We start from the raw sequence: 19,006 nt of genomic DNA, 5'->3' as shown, positions 1-19,006 counted from the left end.
GTGCCCCGCTCAGGCCCGGCCCGGCAGGGCCGGCCCTTGTGCCGCCGCTCCCGCGCGCCGCGCCGGGCGCGGCTGGTGCAGACCCTTCGCCCAGCGCGCGCCGAAACGCAACCTCGGCGACCGACATGGCCCGATCAGGCGAAGATCAGGCCCGCGTCGAAGGCCGCGATGCCGATGACCTCGGTCGTGTGGCCCATCTCGGGGTCGGCCGAGCGTTCCTCCTCGACGAAGAGCATGGCCCCTTCGGTGTCGACCGAGCGGGCGCGCACCGTCGACGGGTCGGAGCCGTCGAAGCTCTGCATCGCCGCAAGCAGGGCGGGCGCGTCGGGATCGCCGCTGAAGGCGCCGCCGAAGCTCACGTTCTGTTCCACATGGGTCACCTCGTCGCCCGTGAGCGCGACGTGCCGGTCGGTGCCCGTGCCTGTAACCGTGCCCGTGTCGATCACGATCCAGTCGATCTCTTCCACGGCGTGCAGGCCGTCGTTGCCCTCCTCCTCCTGCACGGTCACGCGGAAGCCCGTCTCGGTCACGTCGCGCAGGCGTGCGGTGGCGGCCTGCGGCCCGTTCCATGTCACGATCTGCGCCAGCACCACCGGCGTTGCACCCATCGCGCCGTGGGTCACTTCCGTCCAGCCGTGGTCGGCAGAGGCCGATCCCGCGCGGATCACGGTGCCGTCGGGCAGGGTGTGGCTGCCCCGCTCGATGGCGAGAAACGAGATCGTCTCGGTGGCATGGCCGCCATCGAGATAATCCCACTCGTCGATCTGCACCTCGAAGCCGGTCTCGGTGACGTTGCGCACCCGGACCGCGGCCGGGTCGGGCCCGGCGAAGCCGAGGGGGCCCATGACGACCTCGGGGGTGTCGAGCGGTTGCAGGAAATCGACCCGCGTCCAGGCGCCGGGGCCCGGCTGCGAGATCTCGATCGTGCGCGCCTCGCCGATCGGGTCGGGGGCTGCGGCGACGGTCTGCCCGCTGAGCACGCCCGCGGCCGCGGCGACGAGACCGACCGACTCGGCGGCATGGGCGGTCTCGGCATCGGCCGAGCCCTCCTCCTCGACGAAGACAGACGCCCCCGAGGTGTCGAGCGCGCTCAGCCGCACCGTGGCGGGATCGACGCCGCGCAGGCTCTGCATGTCGGCCAGCAGCGCCGGCGCCGTTGCGAAGGAGCCGCCGAACCCGACGGCCTGCGCGGCCTGCGTCACGATGTTGCCCGTCACCAGCGAGACGAGCCCGCCGCCGGCGCTGCCGCCCTGCTCCACCGCGATCCAGTCGACCGCCTCGGCGGCAGGCGCGGCGCCCGCGCTCTCCTGCGCCTGCAGGCGCACGGAAAAGCCCGCCGACGACACGCCGTCGAGCCGGGTGGCGACGGCGCCCGCGCCAATGGTGGTCGTCGCCTGGGCGAGCACGACCGGGCTAGCGTCGAAGCTGTCGCCGAGGCTCACCGAGACGGGGCTGCCGCCGGCGACGGCCGAGCCCGCGCGCAGGGTCGTCCCGTCGGTGAGCGTGTGCGTGCCCGCCTCGACCGCGAGCCAGCCGAGCGTCGCCTGCGGGTGGGCGCCGTCGAGATAATCCCACTCGTCGATCTGCACCTCGAAGCCGGTCTCGGTGACGTTGCGCACCCGCACCGTGGACGGATCGCCGTCGCCCCCGGAGATCGGGCCGACGACGACCGAGGGGGCCGTGAGCGCCTCGGCGAAGGCGACGGTCGTCCAGGCGTTCGGGCCGGTCTGAGTGAGCGTCACGCGGCCGGCTTCTCCCACGGTCACGGCCGGCGGCGCGTCGGGCAGGGCGATGGTGCCGTCGTCGAACTGGAGCGTCTCGATGCCGGAGAGCGTATCGGTGCCGTCTGCCCCGCTCACCGTGGCCGAGTCGCGGGTGCCCGTCACCGTGTAGGCGGCCCGGTTGCCGGAAAAGACGGCGACGTCGTCGCCCGTCCCGCCGGTCAGGGTGTCGTTGCCCTCGGCGCCGGTCAGCGTGTCGTCGCCGGCGCCGCCCTGCAGATGGTTGGCCGCCGCGTTGCCCCGGATCGCGTCGGCGCCCGACCCGCCGATCGCGTTCTCGATCACGGTGCCCTCGGCGATGGTCAGGTTGCCCCGGCTGCCGCCGATGTCGGAGACGTGCGGCGCGGTGGCGCCGCGCTCGGAGGCGCGCAGGTCGATCGACTGGTCGAGCGCGTAGCCGCTGAAGTCGAGCGTGTCGGTGCCGCCGCCGTCGACGATGGTCGAGGCGGTGCGGTGGGCGTAGCTCGAGAAGTTCGCCCAGATGTCGCTCACCTCGGAGGTGATCGTCGTGTTGAAGCCCCACACGGTGTCGCCGGTGAAGGCGTTCTGCACGCCGAAGGTGACGCCGCCGTGGCTCTGGCTGCCGTAGATGTCGTCGAGTGCCATCCAGTCGACGGCCATCGGCGTCTGCAGGAACTCGTAGTTGGCGTCGACCGTCGTGTTCTCGCTCTGGGCGAAATACGACATCATCGACGCCTGCCAGCTGTCGTTGGAGAAGGTCGCGTCGCCCGGATAGCCGGCGGAGCCGTTGTAGTAGCCCTGGTGGCCGAGGCCGAGCGCGTGGCCGATCTCGTGCAGGATCGTCTGCAGCGTGTAGTCGTCGTAGGTCGAGGTGCCGCCCGACCAAGACTCGGCGACGTTGATGTAGCTGCGGGTGATCATGCCCGGCTGGCCGGAAAAGAACGAGTAGCCCGACGAGGCGTAGGCGCCCGAATCGTTGTCGCCGAAGAAGAAGTCGACGGTCGAGGGGTCGTCCGACGTCGTCTCCTCGAAGTCGATCCCGAGCGTCGCCTCGAACAGCTTGAACGCCTCGCGCACCAGCTCCTTGCGGTCGTCGGTGATGCCGTCTGCGTCGGACCGGACCGAATGGACGTAGCCCGACACGTTGTAGAGCAGGACGCCCGAGTTCGGGTTGAGCCCGCTCGAGGTCAGGTTCCAGTGGAAGGCGCGCCCGCCGCCCTCGACCCAGTAGCCGTCGCGCAGGTAGTCGGCGAGCTGGTCGAGCGTGCCTGTGGGCAGCGCCGACAGCACGCGGCCGTCCGGCTCGGGCGGCGGGGCGTCTGGGTCGGGCTCGGGGCGCATGACGCAGGCGGCGCAGGCGCAGCCCGACTCGTGCACGACGGACGATTCGGGCGCGGAGGGGGCGGGATCAATGGGCATGGTGACGCGAACTCGGGATACTCGTAGGGGAAAGGCGCTCGCCGCCGCCCGTCCCCGGCGCGTGGGCGGCTGCTCATGATCGTGGCGGCGAAACGGGGCCGCCACGCACGGAGAGATGGTGTGCCGGGGAGATCGCCCGTCCTGGGCCGCCCTTCTGGGCCATTGGCCGGAACCAGACGCGGACATTCGGGCGCCGGCTGGGCATGTCGTGGTCTATTCAGTGAGGGGTAAAGGCGATCTTTACAGGTCGCCGCCCCGTGCCGGGCCAAGGCGCAGGTTGCCTCGCACGGCCATGGCGGGCAGACGGGTGACGTGTCCGATGCCGCCGATCCCACCGTGATGCGCGATCGCCGGGGGCTGCAGGTGATCTTCACGGTGGGTGCGCTGGGCACGGTGCTGACGCTGGTGTGCCCGGTCATGCCGCGGCGCGACTTTCCGCAGGCGCGCGCCTCCCCTTCGAATGAATTCGGCATCGTGAATATTCTGCTCAAGTGCGGCCAAGTGACCGTTGCCGGCGCGGCGCGTCGCAACTAGGGTCCGCCGCAACTCCGGGCGCGCCCGCGCGCGAACCTTGTGGCCTGCCCGAGACGAGAATCGCGAACAGGAGGCACCATGGCCGACGCTGCCGTACCGCACGGGCACGACCACGAGGATCCCCGCGGGTTCTTCACCCGCTGGTTCATGTCCACCAACCACAAGGACATCGGCATCCTCTACCTGATCACCAGCGCCGTGGTCGGGTTCATCGCCGTCGCCTTCACCGTCTACATGCGGATGGAGCTGATGCAGCCCGGCGTGCAGTTCATGTGCATGGAAGGCGCGCGGATGCTGCCGACCGCGACCGAGAACTGCACGCCCAACGGCCATCTCTGGAACGTGCTGATCACCGCGCACGGCATCCTGATGATGTTCTTCGTGGTGATCCCGGCCCTCTTCGGCGGCTTCGGCAACTACTTCATGCCGTTGCAGATCGGCGCGCCCGACATGGCGTTCCCGCGCCTCAACAACCTGTCCTACTGGCTCTACGTCGCGGGCACATCGCTGGCTGTCGCGTCGCTCTTCGCGCCGGGGGGCAACGGGCAGATGGGCTCGGGCCTGGGCTGGGTGCTCTACCCGCCGCTCTCGACCTCGGAGGCCGGCTATTCGACCGACCTCGCCATCTTCGCGGTGCACGTCTCGGGCGCCTCGTCGATCCTGGGCGCGATCAACATCATCACCACGTTCCTCAACATGCGCGCGCCGGGCATGACCCTGCACAAGGTGCCGCTGTTCGCGTGGTCGGTGTTCATCACCGCGTGGCTGATCCTTCTGGCGCTGCCGGTGCTCGCGGGCGCGATCACGATGCTGCTGACCGACCGCAACTTCGGCACGACCTTCTTCGACCCGGCGGGCGGCGGTGACCCGGTGCTCTACCAGCACATCCTGTGGTTCTTCGGGCACCCGGAGGTCTACATCATCATCCTGCCCGGCTTCGGCATCATCAGCCACGTCATCGCCACGTTCTCGCGCAAGCCGATCTTCGGCTACCTGCCGATGGTCTACGCCATGGTGGCGATCGGCGTGCTCGGCTTCGTCGTCTGGGCGCACCACATGTACACGGTGGGCATGAGCGTCAGCCAGCAGGCCTACTTCATGCTGGCGACCATGGTCATCGCCGTGCCGACGGGCATCAAGGTGTTCAGCTGGATCGCCACGATGTGGGGCGGCTCGGTCGAGTTCCGCACGCCGATGCTCTGGGCGTTCGGCTTCCTGTTCCTGTTCACCGTGGGCGGCGTCACCGGCGTCGTGCTTTCCCAGGCCGGCATCGACCGCGCCTACCATGACACCTACTACGTCGTGGCCCACTTCCACTACGTGATGAGCCTCGGCGCCGTCTTCGCCATCTTCGCCGGCATCTACTTCTACATCGGCAAGATGTCGGGGCGGCAATACCCCGAGTTCTGGGGCAAGGTGCATTTCTGGCTGATGTTCATCGGCTCGAACCTGACGTTCTTCCCGCAGCACTTCCTCGGACGCCAGGGCATGCCGCGCCGCTACATCGACTACCCCGAGGCCTTCGCCTTCTGGAACTACGTCAGCTCGATCGGCGCGTTCATCGCCTTCGGCTCGTTCATCCTGTTCTTCGGCATCATGTGGTACACGCTGACGCGGGGCGCCCGCGTGACCGAGGCGAACTACTGGAACGAGCACGCCGACACGCTCGAGTGGACGCTGCCCTCGCCCCCGCCCGAGCACACGTTCGAGACGCTGCCCAAGCAGTCGGACTGGGACAAGACGCACGCCCACTGAGGCCGTCATGCCCTATGCATGGGACGAGATCGGCGATGCGGCCCCGGATCCTTCCGGGGCCGCTCCTGCTGGGGGCGGGCCTGCCGGGGCGGGCCCGCGGGCACGCCTGCGCCTCTGGCCGCACCGCTCGATGACGAACCGGGGCTATGCGCTCTTCGTCGGCGCGACCTTCGCGCTGATCTGCGTGCCGATGCTGTCGGTGCTGGGCTCGCCGGTGATGTGGGCGATCCTGCCCTTCGCCATGGGCACGCTGGGCCTGACGATGTGGCTGATCCGCATGAACGACCGGTCGCTCCTGCTCACTGAGGAGCTGACCTTGTGGGACGACCGTGTGGCGCTGGTGCGCCGCGAGCCGCGCCGCGCCGAACGGCGGTGGGAGGCCAACCCGCACTGGGTGCGCGTGGCGCTCCACGAGGAGGCGGGGCCGGTGCCGAACTACGTCACCCTCAAGGGCGGCGACCGCGAGGTGGAGATCGGCGCGTTCCTCTCGGCCGACGAACGTGCAGCGCTCTTCGACGACCTGACCCGCCGGCTTTCGGGCACCGGCCTCGGCGCCGGGGTGGGCGGGCCGGCCACGCGGCCCTGATCCCGCTTTCGCTTGCCGGCGCCGCGCCCCTGGCCTAGCGATTCAGCATGGCGCAGGCCCCTGCCACCCCCAAGAGCAAGCGCGCGGCGTTGCGGGTCGCGGCCGCGCTGTCGCCGTCGCTGGCGATGCGCCTCGGCCCCCAGCCCTCCGAGGTCGCCGCTCTCGCCGCCCGCGCCCGGCGCCTCGCCCCGCCCGAATCGCCCGACGTGGTATTCCTTCTCCCGCTCGTCGGGCGCCACCATGTATCCGACTGGGGCGCGGTCTCGGCCCGTCTCGCCCGCACGATCGAGAGCTTTCGCCGCCAGACCTCGCCCCGCTGGCGCGCGCTGATCTGCGGGCAGGACGCGCCCGAGGGGCTGCCGGGCGACGGGCGCGTGCGCTTTATGCCTTTCGCCGAGCCGGTGGAGGGGAACGACAAGTGGGCCAAGCTCGCCGCTCTCGCCCGCGCCTTGCCCGAATCCGGCGTGACGCGGGGCTACGCGATGCCCTTCGACGCCGACGACCTGCTCGCTCCGCATGTCGTGCAGGAGATGGCGCAGGGCCGTGCGCCCGGCGGCTACCTCGTCACCCGGGGCTACGTGCTCGACGCGGCCGAGGGGCTGTGGGCCGAGGCACGCCCGCAGAGCCTGAGCGATCCGGGTCAGAAGGCGTTCTGGAAGCTCTGCGGCTCCTGCGCCGCCTTCGGCTTCGACCTGCGGGGCGGGCAAGACGACGCTGCGCTGATCGGCGCCATGACCGCCCACGAGCACCGGATGTTCCCGTATCTCGCGCGCCTCGCGGGCCGGCCGCTGACGCCGCTCGCCCGGCCCTCGGCGCTCTACATCGTCAACCACGGCGAGAACTTCGGCGCGCGGCGCGGGCGAACCGGCTTCAAGACGCGGTTCGTGCGCCGCTTTCCCCTCGCGGCCGACGAGACCGCCCGCGCCCGCGCCGCCTTCGCTTTCGACTGAGGCTCAGCCAGCCAGCCGCGCCTTCACCCGCGGCCCCACCGCGCCGAAATCCATCTGGCCCGTGTGGCGGGCCTTGAGCGCGGCCATCACCTTGCCCATGTCGCGCAGCCCCGCGGCGCCCGTCTCGGCGATCGCCGCGTCGATGGCCGCCTCGACCTCGCCCTCGTCGAGCTGGCGTGGCAGGAACTCCTCGATCACGGCGATCTCGGCGCGCTCCTGCTCGGCCAGCTCGAGCCGGCCGCCCTCTTCGTAGGCGCTGGCGCTCTCCTGCCGCTGCTTGACCATCCGGGCGAGGATCTGCAGCACCTCGTCATCGCCGATCCCGCCCTGATCGCCCTCGCCGCGCCGGGCGATGTCGCGGTCCTTGATCGCGGCGTTGATCAGGCGGAGCGTCGAGAGGCGGACGGGCTCGCGTGCCCGCATCGCCTCCTTCAGCGCGGTCGTCACCCGCGACTTCATGTCCGTCATGGCGTCGTCCTCCGGGGATGTCGGGCGCTCCTGCCCGCCCCTTCCGTGGCCGGCACAGGTAGCGATGCACCCCGGCGCTGGCAACTGCCGGGCGCGGCGAGGGCACCACCGTCAGCGCGGGTCGCGCTCGCCAGGCCCCGACGAGTCGCTTGGCGGCGCGCCGTCGGCGCCGTCGCCTTCGGGCATGCCCTCGTCGCGGGTGTCGCGGGCCGCGGTCTCGACAGAGCCCGCGATCCACGGCACGTCCTCGGCCTCGATCGGCGGGGTGACATCGCGTGCGCCGGCCGGGTGGGCGCGGGCCTCCTCCATCTCGCGCTCGTAGGTGTCGGATTTCAGCTTGAAGAACCGCATCGCCATCTCCTCGTACATCTCCTTCGACAGCAGGAGCGCGAGGACCGCGGCGGTGAGGAAGAACACGAAATGAGAGTAGACGAACACGCCCGCGATCAGGTGCACGACGATCAGCACGACCGCCAGACCGCGCAGCACGAGCGACGGCCACTCCTCGGGCTTTATGCGTTTCATGGCGCCGGCCTCTCTTCCCCCGGGGGCTCTTCCCGGAGCCGGGCACGCTTCCATGTGCCAAGGCTGGCGCCAGCCGGCCCGCCTGCGCAAGAGGCAAGACAGGGCCAAAGCGCCGCAGGGCGCGGCCGTCTTGACCCCTCTCGCGCCCGTCTCTAGGTGCGGGCGGGGCCGCGCCCGGCCCGAGGGAGACCATGCCATGCCCCAGCCCCGCCCGACCGCCTGCCTCGCCCTCGCCGACGGCACGCTCTTTTACGGGCGCGGCTTCGGTGCGACGGGCGAGCGACAGGCCGAGTTGTGCTTCAATACCGCCATGACCGGCTACCAGGAGATCATGACCGATCCATCCTATGCCGGGCAGATCGTCACCTTCACCTTCCCCCATGTCGGCAACGTGGGCGTGAACCCCGAAGACGACGAGACCGCCGACCCGGTGGCCGAGGGCATGGTGGTCAAGTGGGATCCGACCGAGCCGTCGAACTGGCGCGCGGCCGAGCCCCTGTCGGACTGGCTCGCGCGGCGCGGACGCGTCGGCATCGGCGGGATCGACACGCGCCGGCTGACCCGCGCCATCCGCCAGCAGGGGGCTCCCCATGTCGCGCTTGCGCATGACCCGTCGGGCGCCTTCGACATCGAGGCGCTGGTCGCCGCGGCGCGCGGCTTCACTGGGCTCGAGGGGCGCGACCTGGCCAGGGCGGTCACCTGCGCGCAATCTTACCGGTGGGACGAGATGCGCTGGGCCTGGCCCGAGGGCTACACGCGCCGCGAGGGGCCGGGGCACCGGGTGGTGGCGATCGACTACGGCGCCAAGCGCAACATCCTGCGCTGCCTTGCCTCCGCCGGCTGCGAGGTGACGGTGCTGCCCGCCACCGCCACGGCCGACGAGGTGCTCGCGCTTGCGCCCGACGGGCTGTTCCTGTCGAACGGCCCCGGCGACCCGGCGGCGACGGGCGCCTATGCCGTGCCGATGATCCGCGAGGTGATGGACCGCTCGGCGCTGCCGATCTTCGGCATCTGCCTCGGTCACCAGATGCTGGCGCTGGCCCTCGGCGCGCGGACGATCAAGATGAACCACGGCCACCATGGCGCCAACCACCCGGTGAAGGACATCGAGACCGGCAAGGTCGAGATCACGTCGATGAACCACGGCTTCACCGTCGACAGCCAGACGCTGCCCGCCGGCGTGCGCGAGACCCACGTTTCGCTCTTCGACGGATCGAATTGCGGCATCCGGCTCGAGGATCGGCCCGTCTTCTCGGTGCAGTACCACCCCGAGGCCAGCCCCGGCCCGCAGGACAGCGCCTATCTCTTCGATCGCTTCGCCACCGCGATGGCCGGCCGGCGCGGCTGACGCCCCGGCCACGTTCGGCCCCGCCATGCCGGTCGCGTCTTGCGCTGCCCGCTCGGGCACGGCTAGCGTAGCGCGCCGCCCAGACACGGAGACAGAGGCCTTGCCCGTCGAGAAGACCCCGCAGAAAGACGCCTACGACATGATCCTCGAGGCGATCGACATCGGGGTCTACCGCCCCGGCGACCGCCTGGTCGAGAGCGAGCTGGCCGAGCGGTTCGGCGTTTCGCGCACGCCGATCCGCGAGGCGCTGCAGCGGCTCGAGACGCAGAGCCTGCTGGCGCGCGACGGGCGCTCGCTGATCGTCGCCTCGCTCGACCACAACCAGCTCGCCGAGCTCTATGTCGTGCGCTCCGAGCTCGAGGGCCTGGCGGCGCGGCTCGCCGCGCGTCACGCCGCCGACGAAGAGATCGAGGTGCTCGAGCAGATGATCGAGGACGACCGGGCGCTGGTGGGCGACCCCTCGGCGCTGGCGCGGGCCAACCGGCGATTTCATCGCCAGATTCACCTCGCCTCGCACAACCGCTACCTCGTGCAGCAGCTTGATCTCGTCTATCGCTCGATGGCGCTGATGGCGACGACCTCGCTCGCCGCGACCGGGCGGGGCGAAAAGGCGCTGGAAGAACACGAGAAGATCGTCGCGGCGATCAAGGCGCGCGACGAGCAAGGCGCCTACGAGGCGCTCAAGTCGCACATCTCGATCGCCTTCGTTCAGCGGCTGAGGACAGACGGCGAGGGCGACGTTCGCTACTGAGGCGCCCCGGCCGCCTCACTCGGCGGCCGCCGGCACGACTCCTGCCGCCGAGACGGTGCCGGTTCGAAAGGGCGCGCGAGGGGGCGGTTCCCCGCCCTGCCGTGGCACAGGCTCTTCCTCGCCGTGCAGCCCGTGCTCGGTCTTGTCCCACCAGAACGGCCGGGAGATCAGCTCCCACAGGCCCTTGTAGGCGGCCAGCGTGGCGAGCGGGAAATAGGCCTGCATCGTCGGAATCCACCACCACAGCCGGCGCCGCTCGCGCGCGCGATTGGCGATGAGCGTGAGCGCGAGCGAGATCGCCTCTGTGCCCGCGAAGAGGGCGAGGCAGGCCCAGCCCAGGAGCGGCGGCACCTGCCCGGCGAGCGGGTGGATCGCGCCGAGCGAGAGCAGCCAGAAGCTGAGCATCACCGGCGTCAGAACGAACTGCACGAGCGTGCCCAGGAAGAGCGCGTTGAAGCCCAGGAAGCCCCGAGGCCCCATCTCCTCCCACAGCCGCACGGGCCGGCGCATGTGCACGGCCCAGGTGATGGCATAGCCCTTCAGCCAGCGCGAGCGTTGCCGCACCCAGGGCATCAGTCGGCACGTCGCCTCCTCGCGCGTGGTGGTCTGCACGATCTCGGTGCGAAAGCCCGCGCGGTAGAGCCGTATGCCCAGGTCGGCATCCTCGGTCACGTTGTGCGCGTCCCACCCCCCCAGCGCTTCGAGCGCGGCGCGGCGGAAGAACAGGGTGGTGCCGCCGAGCGGGATCGGCAGGTCGAGGCCCTGAAGCCCCGGAAGGAAGCCGCGGAACCACGTTCCGTATTCCAGCGTGAAGCAACGCGACAGCCAGTTGGTGCGCGCGTTGTAGAAGTCGAGCGCGCCCTGCAGGCAGGCGACATGCGGCGCGGCGCGGGCGAAGCCGGCGGCGACGACGTGCAGCTGGTCGGGGTCGGGCGCGTCCTCGGCGTCCCATATCCCGACGATCTCGCCGCGGGCGAAGCCGAGGCCGTAGTTCAGCGCGCGCGGCTTGGTCATCACCGTTCCGGGCGGCACCGTCACCCAGCGCATGTGACGGGGCAGGCGCACGGCCTCCAGCGCGGCGCGGGTGACATGGTCGCCCTCCTCGACCAGCAACACGATGTCGGTCAGCTCGCGAGGGTAGCGCAGACGCTCGAGCCGGGGGATCAGCGCGTCGGCGATGCCTTGCTCCTCGAACAGCGCGACGAGCATCGAGATGCGCGGCAGGCGCGGCTCGATCACGGCCGAGGGGGCAACGAGCGCGGTATCGGCTGTGTCGCCGCTCTCCGCGAGGCCGGCCCGTCGCTCGGCCCGCACCCGGCGCACGAGTTGGCCCAGCGCGAAGCCCTTGAGCACGGCGGTGGCGAGCAGGGTCGCCATCACGACGCCGGTCAGCGCCCAGAGCGTGGTCATGGGGGCCGCGACCGCTGCCGCGGCGAGGGCCGCGAGCGCCGCAAGGGTGAGCACGGCGGTGTTGCGCCCCTGCCAGTCGCGGCAGGAGAGGCGGGCCGGCGTGCGCGCCTCGGCCGCCTCCGCCAGCGCACCGCCCCGCAGCCGCCGGATCGTATCGCCGACCGCGCGCTCGGCCACGAGGGCGGCGACCACCGGCCCCAGAGCGGCCTCCACCTCGGCCCGGCAGGAGTGGAACGTCTCGGGCCGCGCGGTGGCGACAAGCGTGACGCTGCCCACCCGCCGCACCGGCACGACGCCGAGGGCGAGGCACCGCTCGGCGCCGACCCGGTCGACCAGTCGCGGATCCGGGTGGATGGTCGCCAGGTCGAGCGGTTCGGCGCGCCATTGCTCGGCCAGCACGTCGCGCACCGCCTCCTCCGAGGCGAAGCGGTGCGCCACGAGGATCTCGCCAAGCCGCGAATCCTCGCGTGTCTGCAGGGCGAGGGCGCGCACGAGGTGACCGGGTGCCAGGGCGCCGCGGCGCAGCAGCCGCTCGCCCAGGGGCAGGCCCCGCCGGCCCGGCGCAGCGGCGGGCAGCGAAGGCGGAAGCGCGACCGGCGCCGGCGCGGTGCGCGGCGGGTGTGCGGGTGTGGCCGCGGCCTCGCGCGGGGGCGCGCGCAGCACCATCGGGCTGGCTGCGGCGTCGTCCTCAGGCAGCCCGAGGTGGAGGCGCGGCGTGCCGAGGGTGGGCTGGGGGGCAGCAAGGTCTTCCTCGGTCAGGAGCCTCAGGTGTCGTGCCGCACCGGGGCGGCGGCGGCGCGGCTTCCCGCCGTCTGCGGCGGAGGCGGCATCATGATCGACGACAAGACTCACCGGGGGCCTCCTGCGGCTGTGGCCTGCGAGCGCTGCCCCGCGTGGCGCCGTCGCGGCGCACGCCCCCCGGCACCGCGCCCCGCGGGCATGCGCCCCGCGGCACGCCCGTGACCCCTCATCACGCGTTAAGGTTAATGTAAGGTTAATTCGGTGCCCCCGCGCCGACGTCTCCGCGCGGTGTGCCGGCCGGTGGCGCGCGCTCAGGCCGCCACGGTCGCCGGGCGCAGCCCCAGGAGGCTGCGGGCCTCGGCCGGGCCGGCCACCGGCCGCTCGTGGCGCGCGCAGAGTTCGACCACGCGCCGCACCAGCGCGGCGTTCGACGGCGCGAGCCGGTCTCTGTCGAGGCGCACGTTGTCTTCCAGCCCCGTCCGGCAATGCCCGCCCGCGGCGATGCACCATTCGTTCACCTCCAGCTGGTGCCGCCCGATGCCCGCCGCACACCACTCCGCCCCAGGCGCGATGCGCGCGAGCGTCTCGACGAAGAAGTCGAATGACGGCCGATCGGCCGGCATCGCGTTCTTCACCCCCATGACGAACTGCACGTAGAGCGGCGCGACAAGCCGCCCGTCGCCCGCCATCTTCGCCGCCTGGAAGATGTGGGAGAGGTCGAACGCCTCGATCTCGGGCTTGACGTCGTGCCTGCGCATCTCGGCGGCCAGCCAGTCGACCAGCTCGGGCGGGTTCTCGTAGACGCGGGTGGGAAAGTTGTTGGAGCCGACGGCGAGCGAGGCCATGTCGGGCCGCAGCCGCAGCATCCCCCCGCGCTCCGCCCCGGCGCCCGAGCGACCGCCGGTGGAGAACTGCACGATCATGCCGGGGCAGTGCCTCTCGAGCCCCTCCTTGAGCCGGGCGAAGCGCTCGGGATCGGAGGTGGGCGTCTGGTCGTCGTTGCGCACATGGCAATGGGCGATGGCTGCGCCTGCCTCGAACGCTTCGTGCGCGCTCTCCACCTGTTCGGCCACGGTGACGGGGACGGCCGGATTGTCCTCCTTGCGGGGGACCGAACCGGTCAGCGCGACGCAGATGATGCAGGGCTTGGTCATGGGCGGGCCTCCCTCCGCTGCGCGCCGACCTACCCCGACAGCCCGGCAAGGGAAAGGCCGACGCCGCGGGAGTGCCGCGCGAGGCAGAGCTCGGCCGCGCCCCTTCTCGAGAGACAGGCGGCTTGCACGCGGCGGACCCCGTGCCTGACGCGCCGGCCGCTTGCGCCGGCGCCTGCGTGCCCCTAGCGTCGCGGCCATGGTCGCCGTGCATTTCGCCCATGTCGAGACATGGGTCTTCGATCTCGACAACACGCTCTACCCGCCCGAGGCGCGCCTGTTCGACCAGATCGAGCGGAAGATGACGGCCTGGGTGGCCGCCACCCTCGACGTGACAGAGGCAGAGGCCGACCGCCTGCGCCGCGCCTACTGGCAGAGCCACGGCACCACGCTCGCCGGCCTGATGGAGGTGCACGGGATCGACCCGGCCGGCTACCTGACCGATGTACATGACATCTCGTTCGACGCGCTCGCGCCCGACCCCGTGCTCGAATCGGCCATCGCGCGCCTGCCGGGGCGGCGCATCATCTACACCAACGGCACGGCGGGTTATGCCGAGCGGGTGCTCGACGCGCTCGGCCTGTCGCGCCTCTTCGACGCGCTCTACGGGGTGGAGGAGGCGGGCTTTCAACCCAAGCCGCGCGCCGAAGCCTACGCCGCGGTCTTCGCCGCGGACGGTCTGTCACCCGACCGGGCCGCCATGTTCGAGGACGATCCGCGCAACCTCGCCGTGCCGCATGGCCTCGGAATGCGCACCGTCCATGTCGCGCCCGCGCCGCACGAGGCGCCGCATATCCACCACCACACCGACGACCTTGCCGCATTCCTTGCCTCTGCGACCTCGGCTAAGGCGGTGCGTGAGCGAGGATAGGAGGCACCATGGTCAATCGTAACGACACGACGCCCGACGACCGCCCGGACACCGGAGATCGCGGCTGGCGCGGCCTCGCGCGCGATCCGGGCGAACGCGAGGTCTGGCTGGGTATCCTCGCGCTCGTCGTGCTGCTGGCCGGCATGACGGCGCTCTGGGGGCTTCCGGGGCTGCTCGTGGCCTTCGTCGCGCTCACCCTCGTGATCATGGTCGTGCTGGTCATCATCTCGGTCGGAAGCTAGCTCTCCGGCCGAGGCAACGGAGGGCAGACATGGCGCGCACCGAGACCGACGTGTTCATCGCCGGGGGGGGGATCGCCGGCCTGTCGGCCGCGCTCGCCTTCGGGCGGGCGGGCTTTCGCGTGGTGCTGGCCTCGCCCGCGCCGCCGGTGACCGAGGAGCGGGGCGACGGCTCCGACCTGCGCTCGACCGCCTTTCTGCAACCCGCCAAGGATCTCTACGAGGAGATCGGGCTATGGCCGGCGCTCGGCCCCGACGCGGTGCCGCTCGAGGGGCTGCGCATCGTCGACAGCGCGGGCTGGCCGCCGGAGGTGCGCGACACGCGCGAGTTCCGCGCGACCGATCTCGGCCTCGACTGCTTCGGCTGGAACCTCATCAACTGGCGCGTCTCGAAGGCGCTGATGGAGGTGCTGGCGGGCGAGCCTTCGGTCGATCTGCGCCTCGACACCCGCTTTGCCTCGATGGTCACGCGCGAGAGCGGCGCCCTGGTGCGCCTGGCCTCGGGCGACAGCGTGGCTGCGCGGCTGGTCGTCGCCGCAGACGGGCGCGACTCGGCGGTGCGCCAGGCGGCCGGCATCGGCGTGGACGTCACGCGCTACGGGCAGAAGGCGCTGGCCTTTACCGTCACCCACCCGGTGCCGCACCAGAACGTGTCGACCGAGATCTACAACGAGGGCGGCCCGTTCACCATGGTGCCCCTGCCGGATGTCGAGGGGCGCCCCGCCTCGGCCATCGTCTGGATGAACCCGGGCGCGAAGGCGCTCGACCTGGCGTCGATGGAGCAGGCGGCGTTCGACGCGGTGATGTCGGTGCGCTCGTGCCACCACCTCGGGCCGCTCACGCTCGCCTCGGAGCGGCGCGTCTGGCCGATCGTGTCGCAGCGGGCCGAGCGGCTGGTGGCCGAGCGCACGGCCATTCTCGCCGAGGCGGCACATGTCGTCCCGCCCATCGGGGCGCAGGGGCTGAACACGTCGCTCAACGACGTGATCGCGCTGCGCGACCTGGCCGTGCGGGACCCTTCGCGCCTCGGCACGCCCGACATGCTGGCGACATTCGCGCGCACCCGCGGCCCCGACATCCGCGCCCGCGTGGCCGCCATCGACCTGTTCAACCGCGTCACCCGCTCGGGCGAGCCCGTGCTGCAGGCCCTGCGGCTCGCCGGCCTGCGCACCGTCTACGACGTGGCGCCGCTGCGGCAGGCGGTCATGCGGGCGGGCATGGCGCGCTGACGCGGCGACGGTCTGCCGGGCGGCACGGGTGCGCCATGCGTATTTGGAACAGAAAGAAGCCGGGAACTCAGCGCTGGCGAAACCGAGCGAGAAGGGCGCGTGACTGGGCGAGTGCGATCCCGGCGAGGATCAGGCCGAGCCCCGCATAGAGGCCCGCATCCGGCGTCTCGCCCATCAGCGCGATGCCGAAGATCACCGAGAAAAGCGGCACGATGTAGTTCGTCAGGCTCATGAACAGCGAGCCGGCGGTGACGATGATCTGCACGCGCATCGCCGCTGCCACGGCCGTGGGCAGGAGCGCGGTGAACAGAAGCGCCGCCGTCGGGCCCGGAGGCCATGCCGATGGCCAGCCCTCGACCGCGAGCATGGCGGGGGTGAGCACGACCGAGCCGACCACGATCGTGCCGGCGGCGAAGCCCACGGGCGGCATCGGCGGGGCGCGGCGCGTCACCACCATCGAGACGGCGTAGCACAGCGCCACGGCGATGCAGGCGAGCCGGCCCGCGAGGGAGGCATCGGCCCCCGAGGCCAGCGCGCCCGGCCCGATCAGCACGACGAGGCCGACGAAGCCCAGGCCCACGCCTGCCAGCCTGCGCGGGCCGATCCCCTCGTCCGGCGTGAAGATGGCCACGAGCGGCAGCACCAGGAGCGGCACCGCGCCCATGGCCACCCCGGCGAACGCAGACGGCACGTGTTGAAGCGCCCAGGCCAGAAGCCCGTAGGGCAGCGCGACCATCGTGATGCCGAGGGCGGCGACGAAGCACAGGCCGCGCGCCCCGCCCGCGCGCCAGAGCGTCCACGGCCCCTGTCCCATGGCCGAGGCGATGGCGAGGAGCGCCAGCGCCCCGAAGACCGTGCGCAGGGCGGCGACGCTCATAGGGCCGAAGCCCCCGAGCGACAGCGCGATGCCCATGAAGGCGGCGCCCCAGATCACGCCGAGCGAGACGAGAAGGGCCCAGTTGAGGGCGCCCGGATGGTCGGGCGAGGGGGGGTGCGCCGTCTCTGTCGCCATGATGCCTTAAACGCCAGCACCTGCGGCGCCGTCCAGCCAGAAACGCGGGCAGGACGGCGCGGCGCCGGGGCGGGGCCCCGGCGCCGTGACGTCAGTTCTTCGAGCGGTCGACCATGCGGCCCGCGGTGATCCACGGCATCATCTCGCGCAGCTTCGCGCCGACTTCCTCGATCTGGTGCGCGTCGTTGTTGCGGCGGATCGCCTTGAAGCTGGGCTGGCCGACGCTGCACTCGGTCATCCAGTCGCGCACGAAGCGGCCCTGCTGGATGTCGTCGAGCACCGCCTTCATCCGCGCCTTCGTCTCGTCATAGGGCAGGATCCGGGGACCGGAGACATATTCGCCGAACTCGGCGGTGTTCGAGATCGAGTAGTTCATGTTGGCGATGCCGCCCTCGTAGATCAGGTCGACGATCAGCTTCACCTCGTGCAGGCACTCGAAATAGGCCATCTCAGGGGCGTAGCCCGCCTCGACCAGCGTCTCGAAGCCCATGCGGATCAGTTCGACGAGGCCGCCGCAGAGCACCGCCTGCTCACCGAACAGGTCGGTCTCGCACTCTTCCTGGAAGGTCGTCTCGATGATGCCCGAGCGCCCGCCGCCGATGGCCGAGCAGTAGGACAGGCCGATCTCGAGCGCCTTGCCCGAGGCGTCGTTGTCGACGGCCACGAGGCAGGGCACGCCGCCGCCCTTGAGGTATTCGCCGCGCACGGTGTGGCCGGGGCCCTTGGGCGCCATCATCAGCACGTCGACGCCGGGCTTGGCCTCGATCAGGCCGAAATGCACGTTGAGCCCGTGGGCGAAGGCGATGGCCGACCCCTCGCGCAGGTTGTCGTGCACGTATTTCCGGTAGGTCTCGGCCTGCAGTTCGTCGGGCATGGTGAACATCATCAGGTCGCACCACGCGGCGGCCTCGGCGATGCCCATGACCTGGAGCCCCTCGGCTTCGGCTTTCTTGGCCGAGGCCGAGCCCTCGCGCAGGGCGACGGCGAGGTTCTTCGCCCCCGAATCGCGCAGGTTCAGCGCGTGGGCATGGCCCTGGCTGCCATAGCCCAGGATCGCCACCTTCTTGTCCTTGATCAGATTGATGTCGCAGTCGCGGTCGTAATAGACGCGCATGTCCCTCTCCCTTCCGGTGCTGTCGTGACGGGCGGAGCATAGGCAGGCGAGCGCGAGAGCGATTGCATTTATTGCATGTTTGGCCCAAGTGGCGCGAAGTTCATTCGCTTCCTGAGCCAAGGCGCAAGAATCATGCTCGACGATCTCGATCGCCGCCTGCTCCGCCACCTGCAGGCCGAGCCCACGATGAAGACGCCCGCGCTGGCCGAGGCCGCCGGATGCACCCCCACCGCGGCGTGGCGGCGGCTGGAGCGGCTGCGCGCGCGCGGCATCCTCAAGGGGCAGGAGGCGGTGATCGACTGGGGCGCGCTCGGCTGGGCAGTGCAGGTCTCGCTCCGCTTCACGCTCGACAAGACGGCGCAGGGCGCCTTCGACGCCTTCCTCGCCGAGGCCCGCAGGATCCCCGAGGTGCTCGAGATCCAGACCTTCCTCGGCCGCGTCGACGTGCGGCTTGCGGTGATCGCACGGGACATGGCGCACTACCAGCAGCTCTACCGCGACCGCATCCTGACGCTGCCCCACATCGCCGACATCGAGGCGCTGATGCATGTCGCCACCATCAAGCGCGACGAGGCGCTCCCGCTGTGAGGGGCCGCCGATGATCGAGCTCGACACCACCGACCGCGCCCTCCTGCGCGCTCTGCGCGACGACGCCACGCAGACGGCCGCCGAGCTCGGTCGCGCGCTGGGCCTCTCCCAGCCCGCCACGTGGCGCCGCGTGAAGAGGCTGACCGAGGCGGGCGCCATCGCCGGCCGCCGCCTCGTGCTCGACCGCGAGGCACTCGGCTTCGGCGTCACCGTCTTTCTCGGGGTGAAGCTGGCCGGCAAGGGCCGCCCCTCGCTGCAGGATTTCGAGCGCGCCGTCTCGGCCATCCCCGAGGTGCAGACGGTCGAGCACGTGCTCGGCCTCTACGACTACCGACTGCGCGTCACGGCGCGCGACCTGCCCGATTTCGAGCGCGTCCTGCGCCGGCGGATCATGGCGCTGCCCGGCATCGGCTCGGTCGAGGCGAACGTGCTGCTCAGCGAGGAGCGGCTACCCGGCCCTCTCGGCTGATCCGGCGTCGCCTCCGCCTTGCCGCGGGTGGTCGGGGGGCACCGGTCGGGACGGCGCGATGCCTGCCCGCCGCATCGACAGGACATGGCGGTGGGGGAGCAGGC

Annotated in this window: 18 protein-coding genes; 11 read left to right on the top strand and 7 right to left on the bottom strand. The window is 71.3% G+C overall.

The window, feature by feature from the left end:
* Positions 1-134 precede the first annotated feature (134 nt).
* Positions 135-3,161 (bottom strand): M10 family metallopeptidase C-terminal domain-containing protein, encoded by a 3,027-nt coding sequence (locus DLJ49_RS05930; protein WP_158547405.1) that lies wholly within the window; start codon positions 3,159-3,161, stop codon positions 135-137.
* A 312-nt stretch (positions 3,162-3,473) separates the two neighbouring features.
* Here DLJ49_RS05930 and DLJ49_RS05925 point away from each other — a divergent pair, with 312 nt between their 5' ends.
* The 4 genes from DLJ49_RS05925 to DLJ49_RS05910 all read left to right on the top strand — a co-directional run bounded on the left by DLJ49_RS05925 (position 3,474) and on the right by DLJ49_RS05910 (position 6,986).
* Positions 3,474-3,695 (top strand): hypothetical protein, encoded by a 222-nt coding sequence (locus DLJ49_RS05925; RefSeq protein WP_115392615.1) that lies wholly within the window; start codon positions 3,474-3,476, stop codon positions 3,693-3,695.
* A 78-nt stretch (positions 3,696-3,773) separates the two neighbouring features.
* On the top strand, positions 3,774-5,450 hold the full coding sequence (ctaD, locus tag DLJ49_RS05920; protein ID WP_115392614.1) for a cytochrome c oxidase subunit I: 1,677 nt from the start codon (positions 3,774-3,776) through the stop codon (positions 5,448-5,450).
* A gap of 7 nt (positions 5,451-5,457) precedes the next feature.
* Positions 5,458-6,036: a DUF2244 domain-containing protein gene (locus DLJ49_RS05915; protein ID WP_115392613.1), complete on the top strand. Its 579-nt coding sequence runs from the start codon at positions 5,458-5,460 to the stop codon at positions 6,034-6,036.
* A 47-nt stretch (positions 6,037-6,083) separates the two neighbouring features.
* Entirely contained in the window at positions 6,084-6,986 is a 903-nt protein-coding gene (locus tag DLJ49_RS05910) for a hypothetical protein (RefSeq protein ID WP_115392612.1), read from the top strand.
* A 3-nt stretch (positions 6,987-6,989) separates the two neighbouring features.
* On the opposite strand, the gene DLJ49_RS05905 is transcribed toward DLJ49_RS05910, so the two are convergent.
* Together DLJ49_RS05905 and DLJ49_RS05900 are read right to left on the bottom strand one after the other, a co-directional pair.
* Complete coding sequence (locus tag DLJ49_RS05905) at positions 6,990-7,454, bottom strand: GatB/YqeY domain-containing protein (RefSeq protein ID WP_115392611.1); 465 nt, start codon at positions 7,452-7,454, stop codon at positions 6,990-6,992.
* A 111-nt stretch (positions 7,455-7,565) separates the two neighbouring features.
* On the bottom strand, positions 7,566-7,979 hold the full coding sequence (locus DLJ49_RS05900) for a hypothetical protein (RefSeq protein ID WP_115392610.1): 414 nt from the start codon (positions 7,977-7,979) through the stop codon (positions 7,566-7,568).
* Between the two features lie 196 nt (positions 7,980-8,175).
* On the opposite strand from DLJ49_RS05900, the gene carA reads away from it, so the two are divergent.
* Complete coding sequence (gene carA, locus DLJ49_RS05895) at positions 8,176-9,327, top strand: glutamine-hydrolyzing carbamoyl-phosphate synthase small subunit (protein WP_115392609.1); 1,152 nt, start codon at positions 8,176-8,178, stop codon at positions 9,325-9,327.
* A gap of 100 nt (positions 9,328-9,427) precedes the next feature.
* Positions 9,428-10,078 (top strand): GntR family transcriptional regulator, encoded by a 651-nt coding sequence (locus DLJ49_RS05890; RefSeq protein WP_255566560.1) that lies wholly within the window; start codon positions 9,428-9,430, stop codon positions 10,076-10,078.
* 15 nt (positions 10,079-10,093) lie between these two features.
* Here DLJ49_RS05890 and DLJ49_RS05885 read toward each other — a convergent pair whose 3' ends face one another.
* Together DLJ49_RS05885 and DLJ49_RS05880 are read right to left on the bottom strand one after the other, a co-directional pair.
* Positions 10,094-12,340, bottom strand: a complete 2,247-nt coding sequence (locus DLJ49_RS05885) for a glycosyltransferase family 2 protein (protein WP_233488783.1) — start codon at positions 12,338-12,340, stop codon at positions 10,094-10,096.
* 200 nt (positions 12,341-12,540) lie between these two features.
* Complete coding sequence (locus tag DLJ49_RS05880; protein ID WP_115392607.1) at positions 12,541-13,383, bottom strand: 3-oxoadipate:acetyl-CoA acetyltransferase; 843 nt, start codon at positions 13,381-13,383, stop codon at positions 12,541-12,543.
* Between the two features lie 196 nt (positions 13,384-13,579).
* Here DLJ49_RS05880 and DLJ49_RS05875 point away from each other — a divergent pair, with 196 nt between their 5' ends.
* From DLJ49_RS05875 to DLJ49_RS05865, 3 genes are read left to right on the top strand one after another with little or no spacing between them, the layout of a single operon-like run.
* On the top strand, positions 13,580-14,251 hold the full coding sequence (locus DLJ49_RS05875; RefSeq protein ID WP_115392606.1) for a pyrimidine 5'-nucleotidase: 672 nt from the start codon (positions 13,580-13,582) through the stop codon (positions 14,249-14,251).
* An 8-nt stretch (positions 14,252-14,259) separates the two neighbouring features.
* A complete protein-coding gene (locus DLJ49_RS05870) occupies positions 14,260-14,493 on the top strand; it encodes a hypothetical protein (protein ID WP_115392605.1) in 234 nt (77 codons plus the stop codon).
* Between the two features lie 29 nt (positions 14,494-14,522).
* Positions 14,523-15,719, top strand: a complete 1,197-nt coding sequence (locus DLJ49_RS05865; protein ID WP_115392604.1) for an FAD-dependent monooxygenase — start codon at positions 14,523-14,525, stop codon at positions 15,717-15,719.
* A 67-nt stretch (positions 15,720-15,786) separates the two neighbouring features.
* Here the strand turns inward: DLJ49_RS05865 and DLJ49_RS05860 are convergent, their stop codons facing one another.
* Entirely contained in the window at positions 15,787-16,731 is a 945-nt protein-coding gene (locus DLJ49_RS05860) for a DMT family transporter (protein WP_115392603.1), read from the bottom strand.
* A gap of 91 nt (positions 16,732-16,822) precedes the next feature.
* Entirely contained in the window at positions 16,823-17,845 is a 1,023-nt protein-coding gene (gene ilvC, locus DLJ49_RS05855; protein ID WP_115392602.1) for a ketol-acid reductoisomerase, read from the bottom strand.
* Positions 17,846-17,977: 132 nt separating this feature from the next.
* On the opposite strand from ilvC, the gene DLJ49_RS05850 reads away from it, so the two are divergent.
* Positions 17,978-18,433, top strand: coding sequence for an Lrp/AsnC family transcriptional regulator (locus tag DLJ49_RS05850; protein WP_115392601.1), 456 nt, complete (start codon positions 17,978-17,980; stop codon positions 18,431-18,433).
* Between the two features lie 10 nt (positions 18,434-18,443).
* Positions 18,444-18,902 (top strand): Lrp/AsnC family transcriptional regulator, encoded by a 459-nt coding sequence (locus DLJ49_RS05845; RefSeq protein WP_115392600.1) that lies wholly within the window; start codon positions 18,444-18,446, stop codon positions 18,900-18,902.
* Positions 18,903-19,006: the final 104 nt, after the last annotated feature.

It is taken from the genome of Rhodovulum sp. 12E13 (assembly GCF_003340565.1).
Lineage (GTDB): Bacteria > Pseudomonadota > Alphaproteobacteria > Rhodobacterales > Rhodobacteraceae > HLUCCA09.
Note: the sequence above shows the minus strand (reverse complement) of the source record. Positions and strands in the feature narration are given on the sequence as shown.